11 protein-coding genes are annotated in these 12,867 nt (G+C 70.3%); 10 read left to right on the forward strand and 1 reads right to left on the reverse strand.

Going from position 1 to position 12,867, the window contains the following annotated elements:
• Both ACRDPS_RS19445 and ACRDPS_RS19450 read left to right on the forward strand, forming a co-directional pair.
• Positions 1-476 (forward strand): ATP-binding cassette domain-containing protein (locus ACRDPS_RS19445; RefSeq protein ID WP_431503308.1); only part of this gene is annotated, 476 nt, incomplete at its 5' end.
• Positions 473-1,747: a sugar ABC transporter permease gene (locus ACRDPS_RS19450; protein WP_431503309.1), complete on the forward strand. Its 1,275-nt coding sequence runs from the start codon at positions 473-475 to the stop codon at positions 1,745-1,747. The genes ACRDPS_RS19445 and ACRDPS_RS19450, both read left to right, overlap by 4 nt.
• A 113-nt stretch (positions 1,748-1,860) precedes the next feature.
• On the opposite strand, the gene ACRDPS_RS19455 is transcribed toward ACRDPS_RS19450, so the two are convergent.
• Positions 1,861-2,895, reverse strand: a complete 1,035-nt coding sequence (locus ACRDPS_RS19455; protein WP_431503310.1) for a LacI family DNA-binding transcriptional regulator — start codon at positions 2,893-2,895, stop codon at positions 1,861-1,863.
• A 160-nt stretch (positions 2,896-3,055) separates the two neighbouring features.
• On the opposite strand from ACRDPS_RS19455, the gene ACRDPS_RS19460 reads away from it, so the two are divergent.
• From ACRDPS_RS19460 to ACRDPS_RS19495, 8 genes are all read left to right on the forward strand, one after another.
• Positions 3,056-4,336: an ABC transporter substrate-binding protein gene (locus ACRDPS_RS19460; RefSeq protein WP_431503311.1), complete on the forward strand. Its 1,281-nt coding sequence runs from the start codon at positions 3,056-3,058 to the stop codon at positions 4,334-4,336.
• 8 nt (positions 4,337-4,344) lie between these two features.
• Positions 4,345-5,298: a carbohydrate ABC transporter permease gene (locus ACRDPS_RS19465; protein WP_431503312.1), complete on the forward strand. Its 954-nt coding sequence runs from the start codon at positions 4,345-4,347 to the stop codon at positions 5,296-5,298.
• A complete protein-coding gene (locus ACRDPS_RS19470) occupies positions 5,295-6,146 on the forward strand; it encodes a carbohydrate ABC transporter permease (RefSeq protein ID WP_431503313.1) in 852 nt (283 codons plus the stop codon). The genes ACRDPS_RS19465 and ACRDPS_RS19470 overlap by 4 nt, the downstream gene beginning before the upstream one ends.
• The gene (locus ACRDPS_RS19475) at positions 6,143-8,620 is read left to right on the forward strand and encodes a beta-glucosidase (RefSeq protein ID WP_431503314.1); all 2,478 of its coding nucleotides are present in this window, start codon (positions 6,143-6,145) and stop codon (positions 8,618-8,620) included. The genes ACRDPS_RS19470 and ACRDPS_RS19475 overlap by 4 nt, the downstream gene beginning before the upstream one ends.
• Complete coding sequence (gene xylA, locus ACRDPS_RS19480; RefSeq protein WP_431503315.1) at positions 8,617-9,774, forward strand: xylose isomerase; 1,158 nt, start codon at positions 8,617-8,619, stop codon at positions 9,772-9,774. Before ACRDPS_RS19475 ends, xylA begins: the two co-directional genes overlap by 4 nt.
• 9 nt (positions 9,775-9,783) lie before the next feature.
• On the forward strand, positions 9,784-11,178 hold the full coding sequence (gene xylB, locus ACRDPS_RS19485) for a xylulokinase (protein WP_431503316.1): 1,395 nt from the start codon (positions 9,784-9,786) through the stop codon (positions 11,176-11,178).
• Positions 11,179-11,410: 232 nt separating this feature from the next.
• Positions 11,411-12,031 (forward strand): phosphatidylinositol phosphate synthase, encoded by a 621-nt coding sequence (gene pgsA, locus ACRDPS_RS19490; RefSeq protein ID WP_431503317.1) that lies wholly within the window; start codon positions 11,411-11,413, stop codon positions 12,029-12,031.
• Positions 12,028-12,825: an inositol monophosphatase family protein gene (locus tag ACRDPS_RS19495; protein WP_431503318.1), complete on the forward strand. Its 798-nt coding sequence runs from the start codon at positions 12,028-12,030 to the stop codon at positions 12,823-12,825. The genes pgsA and ACRDPS_RS19495 overlap by 4 nt, the downstream gene beginning before the upstream one ends.
• Positions 12,826-12,867: the final 42 nt, after the last annotated feature.

Below are 12,867 nucleotides of genomic sequence, written 5' to 3' on the forward strand. Positions count from 1 at the left end.
ACAACCTCGATGTCGTCCACAACATGTTCCTCGGCCGGGAGATGAGACGGCTGCGGCTGGTCGACGAGGACACCATGGAGCAGCGCGCCCGCGAGACGCTGGACGGTCTCTCGGTGCGTACGTTGAAGTCGGTGCGTACGCCGGTGGCATCACTCTCCGGTGGCCAGCGCCAGACGGTGGCGATCGCCCGCGCCGTGCTGTGGAACTCCAAGCTGGTCGTCCTCGACGAGCCGACCGCGGCCCTGGGTGTGGCCCAGACCGAGCAGGTGCTCCGGCTGGTGCGACGCCTCGCCGACCGTGGCCTCGGCGTCCTGCTGATCAGCCACAACCTCAACGACGTCTTCGAGGTCGCCGACGACATCGCGGTCCTTCATCTGGGCCGCATGGTCGGTCAGATCGAGGTCGCCTCCACGACGCGTGAGCGGGTCGTGCAGGCGATCACCACCGGAATCGTCCCTGAAGGAGGTGCGGCATGAGCACGGAGACCGATGACCGGCCGGTGGCCGATCCGGCGTCACCGGACCCGATGCCGGACAACTCGCTCGGCGGGATCCTCCGGGCCTACTTCGCCAAGCTCAAGGGTGGTGAGGTCGGCTCGCTGCCCGCGGTGCTCGGTCTGATCGCGCTGGTGGTGGTCTTCTCCTCGCTGCGTCCCGAGCAGTTCACCAACTCGTTCAACTTCGCCAACCTGATCGGTCAGTCCGCCGGCGTGACCGTGCTCGCCATGGGCCTGGTCTTCGTGCTGCTCCTGGGCGAGATCGACCTGTCGGCGGGGTTCGCGGGCGGCACCTGTGCCGGGGTGCTCGGGGTGTTCCTGACCCGGCAGGAGTGGCCGCTGGTCGCGGCCCTGCTGGCCGCGCTGGTCGCCGGCGCTGTGATCGGCCTGCTGATCGGGCTGCTGGTGGCCAGGCTGGGGATCCCGTCGTTCGTGGTCACTCTGGCCGCGTTCCTGGGGCTGCAGGGCGTGCTGCTGTCGATGATCGGTGAGGGCGGGACGATTCCCTACCGCAACGACGTCATCAACGGGCTCAACAACGCCAACCTGCCGGTCTGGCTCGGGTGGACGCTCGGGATCGTGTGCATCGTCGGCTATGCGGTCTCGACGTACCTCACCGACGCTCGGCGCCGCGCCAAGAGCCTCACGGTGCAGCCGATGCTGCTGTGGGCCCTGAAGACCGGGCTGCTGACGGTCGTGGTGCTCGCGGTGGTCGGCTATCTCTCCGGCGAGCGCAGCCGCAACCCGGCGCTGACCTCGCTCAAGGGCGTACCCGTCTCGCTGCTGATCATCGTCGGCCTGCTGATCGTGCTGACCTTCGTGCTGACCCGCACGGCCTGGGGCCGGCACGTCTACGCGGTCGGCGGCAACCGTGAGGCAGCCCGCCGGGCCGGCATCAACGTGTTCCGCGTGCGGCTGTCGTGCTTCATCCTGTGCTCCACCATGGCAGCGGTCGCGGGGATCATGATCGCCAGCCGGACCAACTCGGTGAACCCGAACACGGGCGGCGAGACGACCCTGCTGTACGCCGTGGGTGCCGCGGTCATCGGCGGCACCTCGCTCTTCGGTGGCAAGGGCCGGGTCATCGACGCCGTCATCGGCGGCACCGTGGTGGCCGTCATCGACAACGGCATGGGCCTGCTCGACCAGCCGCAGGGCACGGTCTGGATGGTCACCGGGCTGGTGCTCCTGGTCGCGGCCAGCGTGGATGCGCTGTCTCGGCGCAGGGCTTCGGCCACAGGGCACGTGTAGCCCTTCGCCGAGTCGGCTCATCTTGACCGAGATGCGCGTCGAGCCGGCTCGTTCTGACCGAGAAGCACGCCGAGTCGGCCCGTCATGACGAGCCGACTCGGCGTGGATTCATGTCAGGACGAGCCGACTCGGCGAGTGCTGCTGCGCTCGACCAGCTCGGCGGGAAGGCGCAGGTGGCGCTCGGTCTGCTTGCCCTCGAGCAGCTCGAGCAGCAGGCCGAGCGCCGCTCGCCCCATCTCGTGGAGCGGCTGGGCGATCGTGGTGAGCGGAGGATTGGCGTCGCGGGCCTCGGGTACGTTGTCGAAGCCGATCACCGAGAGGTCCTCGGGCACGCGCAGGCCGAGCGAGCCGGCGACCTCGATGACCTTGATCGCGGAGATGTCGTTGGCGGCGAAGATGGCGGTCGGGCGCGCTCCCGCCGGGAAGGAGAGCAGCTCCCGGGCCGGCGCCTCGGCGAGCTCGGGACGGTAGCCGCCGACCCGGATCAGGTCGTGGGAGACGCTCAGGCCGGCTGCGTACAGCGCCTCGCGGTAGCCCTGCTCGCGCAGCGCCGCGGAGCGGAGGTCGGGGCGGCCGCCGAGGAAGCCGATGCGCTTGTGACCGAGCCCGACCAGGTGGTCGACTGCGAGCCGGGCGCCGGTGACGTTGTCGGCATCGACGGTCATCGGCCCGTCGGGCCCGGTGTGGGGGTCGATCGCGACGACCGGGATCGTGGTCTCGTCGGTGATGATCATCGACGGGGTGACCACGATCGCACCGTCGATCAGGGTGTGGCCGAGGCGGGAGAGCGAGCGCCGCTCCCAGCCGGAGTGGTTGTGCGCGCCGGTCGACCCGGCGTGGGCGAGGAGCTCGTAGCCGGTGCCGTCCAGGCCGGCCGAGATGCCCTTGAGGAGCTCGGCGGAGTAGGGCTCGAACTCGGCCACGAGCACGCCGATGACGCCGGTGCTCTTCCGCCGCAGGCTAGAGGCGATCAGGGACGACTGATAGCCGAGCTCGCCGATCACCGCGAGCACCTTCTCCGAGGTCGCCTCGCTGACTCCGTAGCGCTCGTTGATCACCTTCGAGACCGTGGCCACCGAGACGCCTGCCTCCCGGGCCACATCGGTGATCGTCACCCGGCGGGGACGTGGCTGATCGCGGGTGGTCATGACCTGACAGTAGCCCAAACGGGGGGTGTTCGATAACCATCTACGAAAACGTTATCGACAACGATTGACACAATCACGCCGGGACCGCCATGCTCGACCACGACAATGTGGCGGCAGTCACATCAACCCACATCCAGAGCTGTGACGAAGAGGTCCCAAGATGTCGAGGAAGACACAAGCGCTCGCCGCGCTGTGCGCCGGATTGATGATTGCCGCCACCGGTTGTGGCGGCTCGGGCGACTCCGGTGGCGACGAGAACACCATCACCTGGTGGCACAACTCCAACAACGACCCCGGCAAGGGGTTCTACGAGCAGGTCGCGAAGGACTTCGAGAAGGCCAACCCCGGCGTGGACGTCAAGGTCGAGGCCTTCGCCCACGAGGACATGCTCACCAAGCTCGACGCCGCCTTCCAGAGCGGTGACGTCCCCGACGTCTACATGGAGCGCGGCGGCGGCGAGCTCGCCGACCACGTCGAGGCCGGGCTGACCCGCGACCTGTCGAAGGACTCCGCCGACATCATCGAGCAGATCGGCGGCAGCGCCGCCGGCTGGCAGGTCGACGGTAAGACGTACGCCCTGCCGTTCTCCGTCGGCGTGGTCGGGTTCTGGTACAACACCGAGCTCTTCGAGCAGGCCGGGATCACCGAGCCCCCGAAGACGATGGCGGACCTCTACGCCGCCTTCGACAAGCTCGAGAAGGCCGGCGTCACACCGGTCTCCCTGGGCGCGGGCGACCTGTGGCCGGCTGCGCACTACTACTACGCCGCCGCGCTGCGGGGCTGCTCGGAGGAGACCCTCACCACCGCGGTCGCCGACCTGGACTTCGCCGACCCGTGCTTCGAGAAGGCCGGAGAGACGGTCGAGCAGATCGTCGCCGAGAAGCCGTTCAACAAGGGTTTCCTCTCCACGCCGTCGCAGACCGGTCCGACCTCGGCGTCGGGCCTGCTCGCGACCGGGAAGGTCGCCATGGAGCTGGCGGGTCACTGGGAGCCGGGCGTGATGCAGGGCATCACCGAGGACAAGCAGGGGCTCGGCGACAAGACGGGCTGGTTCCCGTTCCCGGAGGTCGACGGTGGCGAGGGCGACCCGGCCGCCCAGCTCGGCGGCGGTGACGCGTGGGCGGTCTCCGAGGGTGCGCCCGACGCGGCCGTCGACCTCGTCAACCACCTGCTCTCCGACGAGGTCCAGAAGGGTTTCGCCGAGAACGACATGGGCCTGCCGACGATCCCGGCGGCCGGCTCCTCGGTCAAGGACCCGGCCCTGGCCGAGCTGTTGAAGGTGCGCGACGAGTCGCCCTTCGTGCAGCTCTACTTCGACACCGCCTTCGGCGAGTCCGTCGGTGGCGCGATGAACGACGAGATCGGACTGCTCTTCGCCGGGAAGGCCACTCCTGAGGACGTCGTCACGGCGACCCAGGAAGCCGCCGACAAGGAGAAGTGACGGTCTCTGTGAGCTTGGAACACACCGCCGGCGCGGTCACCTCGGGGCGACCGCGCCGCAGCACCCCGCCCCGATCCACACAGTGGCGCAAACGCGCCGAGATCGCGTTCTTCGTGACCCCCGCCCTCGCCCTGATGGCCCTCTTCGTCGCCTGGCCGGTCCTGACCGCGGTCCGGTTCTCGGTCTACGACTGGAACGGCCTCGGCCCGCTCGACGACTTCGTCGGGTTCGCGAACTACGTCGACGTCCTCGGTGACGAGGTCTTCACCGACGCCGTGGTCCACAACCTGGTCATCGTGGTCGGCTCGATCATCGTCCAGCTCCCGCTCGGAGTCGCGCTCGCGCTGCTCCTCAACCGCCGGATGGTGGGGCAGGGGCTGCTGCGTACGCTCATCTTCGTTCCCTACGTCCTGGCCGAGGTCATCGCCGGCGTCATCTGGTTCCAGCTGCTGCAGCCGGAGTACGGCCTCATCGACGCGATCATGAGCGGGATCGGTCTCACCCCACCCGACGAGGGCTGGCTCGGCACCCCAGACGTCACCTTGTGGGTCGTCCTCGCGGTGCTCACCTGGAAATACCTCGGCCTGGCCGTCCTGCTCTTCCTCGCCGGTCTCCAAGGAGTTCCCGAGGAGCTGTACGAGGCGGCCCAGCTCGACGGGGCCAGCTGGTTCCAGACCCAGTGGCGGGTGAGCATCCCGCTGCTCGGGCCGACGATCCGCACCTGGTGCTTCCTGTCGATGATCGGCTCGATCCAGTGCTTCGACATGATCTGGGTCCTCACCGGCGGCGGACCGGCCGACGCGACCACGACGATGGCGACCTACCTCGTCGACGAGGGCACCAACCGGCACAACTACGGCATCGCCGGGGCGGCCTCGGTCCTGCTGTTCGCGATCGCCTTCGTGATGGCGCTGGCCTACCAGCTGATCGTGCTGCGCCGCGACACGGAGGAGGAGGCATGAGCACGATCTCGTTGCAGCCGAAGCGGCGGCGGACCGGCTCCGGAAACATCGTCGTCTATCTGGTCGCCCTGGTGGCGGTGGCGCTGACCGTGGGCCCGGTGCTCTTCGGCGCACTGGGCGGCTTCCGCACCAACGGCCAGATCGCCGAGCGGCCGACAGCGCTGCCGGACCCGTGGGTCATCGACAACTACACCGGCGTGCTGAGCGGCGGCCCGTTCTGGACGTACGCCCTCAACTCCACCGTCATCGCGGTGATCACCACCGCGGTGACCGTCGTGTTCGGGGTGATGGCGGCCTATCCGCTGGCGCGCTACCGCTTCCGGGGACGGGAGGCGCTGTTCATGGTCTTCGTGCTGGGGCTGCTGTTCCCGGCTGCTGTGGCGGTGATCCCGCTCTTCATCCTGGTCACGCGTGATCTGGGGATGGGCAACACCTGGTGGGGCGTGGCGCTGCCGCAGGCGGCGTTCTCGCTGCCGCTGACGGTGGTCATCCTGCGGCCGTTCCTGATGGCGCTGCCGCGTGAGCTCGAGGAGGCGGCGCTCATCGACGGCGCGTCCCGGATCGGCCTCTTCTGGCGGATCATCCTGCCGCTGTCGACGCCGGGGCTGATCACGGTGGCCGTGCTGGCCTTCGTGACCTCGTGGAACGCCTACATCCTGCCGCTTCTTCTGCTCCAGGGCGAGATGCGCACCCTGCCGCTCGGCGTGGCCGACTTCTCCACCGAGCACTCCGCCGACACCGCCGGTGTCCTGGCGTTCACCACGATCGCGATGATCCCCGCGCTGGTGCTCTTCTTGGCACTGCAGCGGCGGATCGTCTCCGGACTGCAAGGAGCGGTGAAGGGATGACGCAGGCCCAGAAACGTGCATGGCCAGTCGTCTCCGAGCGGGTGCGAGAGCTGCACGCGCGGATGAGGCTGGAGGAGAAGCTGGCGCAGATCGTCGGCTTCTGGATCGACCACGGTGACGAGGTCGTGGCGCCGCTGGCGGGGGAGATGGCGTCCGGAGTGCCCGAGACGCTCGCCGACGTCACCAAACACGGCATCGGCCACTTCACCCGGGTCTACGGCACCCGTCCGGTCGACCCGGTCGAGCGGGCCAGGTGGCTGTGGACGGAGCAGCGACGACTGCTGCGCGAGACCCGGCTGGGCATCCCCGCCCTGGTCCACGAGGAGACGCTCACCGGGCTCGCGGCCTGGAAGGCCGCCTGCTTCCCGGCGCCGCTGGCGTGGGGTGCCGCGTTCGATCCCGAGCTGGTGGAGGAGATGGCGTCGCTGGTCGGCTCCTCGATGCGTACGTTGGGGGTGCATCAGGGGCTCGCGCCGGTGCTCGACGTGATCCGTGACCCACGCTGGGGCCGCTGCGAGGAGGCCATCTCCGAGGATCCCTATCTGGTGGGGACGGTCGGGACGGCATACGTCCGCGGCCTTCAGTCCGCCGGGGTCCACGCCACCTTGAAGCACTTCCTGGGCTACTCCGGCTCGCGCGCCGGCCGCAACCACGCCCCGGTCTCCGCCGGGCCCCGCGAGGTGGCCGACGTGTTCCTGCCGCCGTTCGAGATGGCCGTCCTCGACGGCGGCGTACGTTCGGTCATGAACTCCTACAACGACCTCGACGGCGTCCCGATGGCCGCCAACGGCGACGTGCTCACCGGGCTGCTGCGTGAGGAGTGGGGGTTCGACGGGACGGTGGTGGCCGACTACTTCTCGGTGGCGTTCCTGGCGCTGATGCACGGGGTCGCCGCCGACCGCGGGCACGCCGCGGCGCTGGCCCTGGAGGCCGGGATCGACGTCGAGCTGCCCGGTGGTGACGCCTTCCTGGAGCCGCTCGCCGCCCTGGTGCGTGCCGGCGAGGTCGACGAGTCGCTCGTCGACCGCGCCGCGCTCCGGGCGCTGGCGGCGAAGGAGGAGATCGGACTGCTCGATGCCGACTTCGAGGAGGAACCGCCGGAGAAAGTCGACCTGGACACCCCGGCCCACCGCGCGATCGCCCGGCGCCTGGCCGAGGAGTCGGTGGTCCTGCTGTCCAACGACGGAGTGCTCCCCCTGGTCCGAGCCGGCGCCAATGTCCCAGAAAATCCTGCCGAGTCGGCGCGAATGCCCCAGTTTCCGGCCCGGATTCCGGCCCGGATCGCGGTGATCGGCCCCAACGCCGACCGTGCCGAGGCCCTGATGGGGTGCTACTCCTTCCCCAACCACGTGCTCGCCCACCACCCCGACGTCCCGCTCGGCATCAAGGTGCCCACCATCGCCGAGGCGCTGCGCGCCGAGGTCCCGGACACCGAGCTCGAGGTCGTACGCGGCTGCGGGATCGAGGGCACCGACTCGACCGGGATCGCGGCCGCCGTCGAGGCGGCCGGGCGTGCCGAGGTCGCGGTCGTGGTGGTCGGCGACCAGGCGGGCCTGTTCGGCAACGGCACCGTGGGGGAGGGCAACGACACCGACTCGCTCGACCTGCCCGGCCTGCAGCGGGACCTCGTCGAGGCCGTGGTCGCCACGGGCACTCCGACCGTCCTGGTGCTGGTCACCGGCAGGCCGTACGCCATCGGCTGGGCGCTGGACGGCCACCGCCGCTCCGCGGCGATCCAGCAGAGCCGTCCAGCGGCGGTGCTGCAGGCGTTCTTCCCGGGCGAGGAGGGCGGGATCGCGATCGCCCGCGTCCTCACCGGTGCCGTGAACCCGTCGGGCCGGCTGCCGGTGACCCTGCCGCGCTCGGCCGGCGCGCAGCCGTACACCTATCTCCATCCCGTCCTCGGCGGCCCCTCCGGGGTGACCTCAGCCGACTCCACCCCGGTGCGGCCGTTCGGCTTCGGGCTCTCCTACACCACGTTCGCCATCGCCGAGCTCCGCACGGACCACGAGGTTGCCTCGAACGGGCGGTTCCATGCCCGGGTGAGCGTCCGCAACACTGGCTCCATGGCGGGATCCGAGGTGGTGCAGCTCTACGGGCGCGACGTGCTCGCCTCGCTGCCGCGGCCGGTCGAGCAGCTGCTCGGCTATCAGCGGGTGTGGCTGGAGCCGGGGGAGCAGGCGTCGGTCGTCTTCGACGTCCCGGTCACCCGGTTCGCGTTCACCGACCGCGACCTGGTCAAGGTCGTCGAGCCGGGCGAGGTCGAGGTGTGGGCGGCGGCGTCCGCGGGGGAGAAGACGGAGATTGCGGTTGCCGAAGGGATCCCTGGCGCAGGCACCGCACACGACGTCGAAGCAGAGCGAGCGGATCGGGCGAAGGTGCAGATCACCGGCCCGGTCCATCGAGTGCGGACCACCGACCCACGGCAGGTCAGCACGCGTATCGAACGAACCAACGAGAGGAACGCACGATGACCGACCTGACCCCGCGCCCCGAGGACAAGTTCACCTTCGGCCTGTGGACCGTCGGCTGGGAGGCGGTCGACGTGTTCGGCCCCGCGACCAGGCCGCCGATGGACCCGGCGCACGCCGTCCACAAGCTCGCCGAGCTCGGCGCCTGGGGCGTGACGTTCCACGACAACGACGTCTTCGCCTTCGACGCCACCGAGGCCGAGCGCGACACCGCGCTGACCAGGTTCCGCAAGGCACTCGACGAGACCGGCCTGGTCACGCCGATGGTGACCACCAACCTCTTCGGCCACCCCGTCTTCAAGGACGGTGCGTTCACCTCCAACGACCGCTCCGTACGCCGCTTCGCGCTCGCCAAGGCTGCCCGCAACATCGACCTGGCCGCCGAGCTGGGCGCCGAGACGTTCGTGATGTGGGGCGGACGCGAGGGTGCCGAGTCGGCGTTCGCGAAGGACGTCGGTGCGGCGCTGGATCGCTATCAGGAGGGGGTGAACCTGCTGTGTGAGTACGTGATCGAGCAGGGCTACGAGATGCGGTTCGCGATCGAACCCAAGCCCAACGAGCCGCGCGGTGACATCCTGTTGCCGACCATCGGGCACGCGATCGCCTTCATCGACTCGCTCGAGCACCCCGAGATGGTCGGCGTGAACCCTGAGGTGGGCCACGAGGAGATGGCCGGGATGTCGATGGCCGCCGGCGTCGCGCAGGCGCTGTGGGCCGGCAAGCTCTTCCACATCGACCTCAACGGTCAGCACGGGCCGCGCTTCGACCAGGACCTGCGCTTCGGCGCCGGCAACCTGCGCGGCGCCTTCGCGCTGGTCGACCTGCTCGAGACGCACGGCTATGAGGGACCGCGGCACTTCGACTTCAAGCCGCCGCGCACCGAGGACGAGGACGGCGTATGGGCATCGGCCGCGGGCTGTATGCGCAACTATCTCGCCCTGAAGGCGAAGTCGGCCGCGTTCCGTTCCGACCCGGAGGTCGCCGCCGCTCTCGAGGCGTCGGGTCTTCCGGACCTGGCCACGCCGACGCTGGCCGAGGGGGAGTCGCTGGCGACGTTGCGCGAGGAGGCGTACGACATCGACACCATGGCGGTGCGTGGGTTCGGCTTCGAGCATCTGGACCAGTTGGCCATGGACCACCTCCTCGGGGTGCGTTAGGTTCTTCCGATGCCGCTCGTCGCCGGGATCGACTCCTCGACCCAGTCATGCAAGGTCGTCGTCCGTGATGCGGAGTCCGGGGCGCTCATCCGCTCCGGCTCCGCGCCCCACCCGGAAGGCACCGAGGTGGACCCCGCGGCCTGGTGGACAGCTCTGCTGTCGGCCGCCGAGGCGGCCGGTGGGCTCGCCGAGGTCGCAGCCGTCTCGGTGGGTGGACAGCAGCACGGGATGGTGTGCCTCGACGAGTCCGGAGAGGTCGTACGCCCCGCGCTGCTGTGGAACGACACCCGCTCCGCCGCCGCGGCCGCCGCGCTCAACACCGAGCTCGGCGCGTCCGCCTGGGCGGAGGCCGTCGGATCGGTGCAGGTGGCGAGCTTCACCGCCACCAAGCTGCGCTGGCTGGCCGAGAGCGAGCCGACCTCCGCGGCCCGGGTGGCGGCCGTGTGCCTGCCCCACGACTGGCTGACCTGGAAGCTCGCCGGTGCCCCGGGGCTGTCGGCGCTGCGTACCGATCGCAGTGATGCCAGCGGCACCGGCTACTACTCGGCGGTGACCGGCGAATACCGTCGTGGCCTGCTCAAACGAGCCCTTGGTCGTGACGATGTCGTGCTTCCGGAGGTGCTCGAGCCGTCGGCATCGGCGGGACAGACCTCGGACGGGGCGCTCCTCGGACCGGGCTGCGGCGACAACGCCGGCGCGGCCCTCGGCGTGGGTGCCCGGCCCGGTGACGTGGTCGTCTCGATCGGCACCTCCGGTGTCGCCTGCGCAGTCTCGGAGACGCCCGCCGCGGACCCGTCGGGGACCGTGGCCGGATTCGCCGACGCCACCGGCCGCTACCTGCCGCTGGTCGCCACCCTCAACGCCGCACGCGTCCTCGACGCCACCACCCGGCTGCTCCGGGTCAGCCATGAGGAGCTCTCCCGGCTGGCGCTCGAGGCGCCGTCGGGCTCCGGCGGCCTGGTCCTCGTGCCATATCTCGAGGGCGAGCGCACCCCCGACCGGCCCGATGCCCGCGGAGTGCTCCATGGCCTGACGCTGGCCACCGCCGAGCCCGCCTACCTGGCGCGCGCGGCCGTCGAGGGGCTGCTCTGCGGCCTCGCCGACGGCATCGACGCGCTGAAGGCCCAGGGGGTCACCGTGCGCCGTGTCTTCCTCGTCGGCGGAGGTGCCAGGTCCGAGGCCGTACGCCGCCTCGCCCCCGCCATCTTCGGCCACCCGGTCCTCGTCCCCGAGCCGGGGGAGTACGTCGCCGACGGCGCGGCCCGTCAGGCAGCCTGGACCCTCGTCGGCGGCGAGGAGCCGCCGCCCTGGGAGATGGCCGGCACCGAGACGTACGAGGCCGACCCGGACCCCTCCGTCCGCGCTCGCTATGCCGAGGTCCGCGACCTCACCGAGGGTCTCTAACCTGTCGACCCGTCACCCCGCATGCCGAGGCGTCACCTCTGCGGGCCGAGAGGTCAGTTGTGCGGGCCGAGAGGTCAGTTGTGCAGGCCGAGGCGTCAGTTGTGCAGGCCGAGAGGTCAGCCCGGCCCGGCGGAGGCGCGCCACTTGTGCCGGCCGAGAAGTCATCTGTACCCGTCGTGTTCGCGGTTCCGTCGATCGAGCTGCCGGTGGCATCCGATAGCGTGGCCGCGCCATGTTGGATCACATCAAAGGCTTCGTTCAGGGAGTCGTCCTCGCGCCCATCGTCCGGTTGTTCGTGGCGCTGCGGATCAGCCCCGACGCCGTCACGCTCGTCGGCACCATCGGAGTAGCGGTCGGAGCGCTCGCGTTCTACCCGCGCGGTGAGCTGCTGGCCGGCACCGTCTTCATCACCTGCTTCGTCTTCAGCGACCTGATCGACGGCGCGATGGCGCGCGCGGTGGGACGTACCTCGAAGTTCGGGGCCTTCTGGGACTCCACCCTCGACAGGTTCGGTGACGGCGCGGTCTTCGGTGGCTTGGCGCTCTACTTCGCCGGGCCGGGGGAATCCGACCTCTATCTCGCGCTCAGCCTGTGGTGCGTGGTGATGGGCTCGGTCACCTCCTACGCCCGCGCCCGAGCCGAGTCGCTGGGCTTCACCGCCAACGTCGGCATCGCCGAGCGCGCAGACCGCCTCGTCCTGGTCCTGGTGATGACCGGTTTCGCCGGCATCTTCTCGCTCGACCTGCTGATCTACATCGCGCTGTGGATCCTCGCCGTCGCCTCTACCGTCACGGTCGGACAGCGGGTGTGGACGGTCCGCCGGCAGGCTCTCGCCGAGGAGGCGACGTCGTGACCGCGCCGAGCGAAGCCGACGTACGCCTGGCCACCGAGCTCGTTCGCGACGCCGGGTCGCTCGCCGCGAGGATGCGTCGCGACGGGATCGGCGACTCGGTGGAGGCCAAGACCTCGGTCTCCGACCTGGTCACCGCCGCGGACAAGGCGGCCGAGAAGGCGATCGTCGAGCGGCTCGCGCTCGAGCACCCCGGCGACGGCATCCTGGGGGAGGAGGGCTCGGCTCGCGAGTCCGCCACCGGCCGGGTGTGGACCATCGACCCGGTCGACGGCACCTACAACTTCGTACGCGGCCTCGACTGGTGGTGCTCCGCGCTCGCGCTCACCGACGGCGACGACCTTGTCCTCGGTGCGGTCTACTCACCTGCCGAGGACGCCGTCTACGTCGGTGGCCCGGAGTTGCCCACGACCCGCAACGGCTCCCGTCTGAGCGCGATGCCGGACGCACCCCTCTCCCTCGCCTGTCTCACCACCTACCTGCACCCGTCCAAGCTGAGGAACCCGGTCGGCGAGGCGTACGTCCGCGTCGCCCGCGGCGCCGCCTCCATCCGGATCCTCGGCTCCGGGTCGATGGACCTGACCGCCATCGCCCAGGGCAAGGTCCACCTCTTCTGCCAGCACTCGGTCCCCGACTGGGACCGTCTCCCCGGCGCAGCCCTCGTCCTCGGCGCCGGCGGCACGACCACCCAGGTCGAGGCGGGCGGAGTCCTCTGGTCCCTCGCCGGCACCCCGACCGCGGTAGCCGACGCCGCCGAAGCCCTCACCGCCGACCCGGCGCAACTGCCCCAGAAATAGCCCGCGAGTCGGCGCGTCTGCCCCACGGACCTGGGACAGACG

The sequence above is a fragment of the Nocardioides sp. genome (genome assembly GCF_050699375.1).
Taxonomy (GTDB): Bacteria; Actinomycetota; Actinomycetes; order Propionibacteriales; family Nocardioidaceae; genus Nocardioides.

Bases quoted from the DNA above. Each gene is read 5' to 3' on its own strand.
- ACRDPS_RS19450 (WP_431503309.1), top strand. From the start codon at position 473: ATGAGCACGGAGACCGATGACCGGCCGGTGGCCGATCCGGCGTCACCG.
- ACRDPS_RS19455 (WP_431503310.1), bottom strand. From the start codon at position 2,895: ATGACCACCCGCGATCAGCCACGTCCCCGCCGGGTGACGATCACCGAT.
- ACRDPS_RS19460 (WP_431503311.1), top strand. From the start codon at position 3,056: ATGTCGAGGAAGACACAAGCGCTCGCCGCGCTGTGCGCCGGATTGATG.
- ACRDPS_RS19470 (WP_431503313.1), top strand. From the start codon at position 5,295: ATGAGCACGATCTCGTTGCAGCCGAAGCGGCGGCGGACCGGCTCCGGA.
- ACRDPS_RS19475 (WP_431503314.1), top strand. From the start codon at position 6,143: ATGACGCAGGCCCAGAAACGTGCATGGCCAGTCGTCTCCGAGCGGGTG.
- xylA (WP_431503315.1), top strand. From the start codon at position 8,617: ATGACCGACCTGACCCCGCGCCCCGAGGACAAGTTCACCTTCGGCCTG.
- xylB (WP_431503316.1), top strand. From the start codon at position 9,784: ATGCCGCTCGTCGCCGGGATCGACTCCTCGACCCAGTCATGCAAGGTC.
- pgsA (WP_431503317.1), top strand. From the start codon at position 11,411: ATGTTGGATCACATCAAAGGCTTCGTTCAGGGAGTCGTCCTCGCGCCC.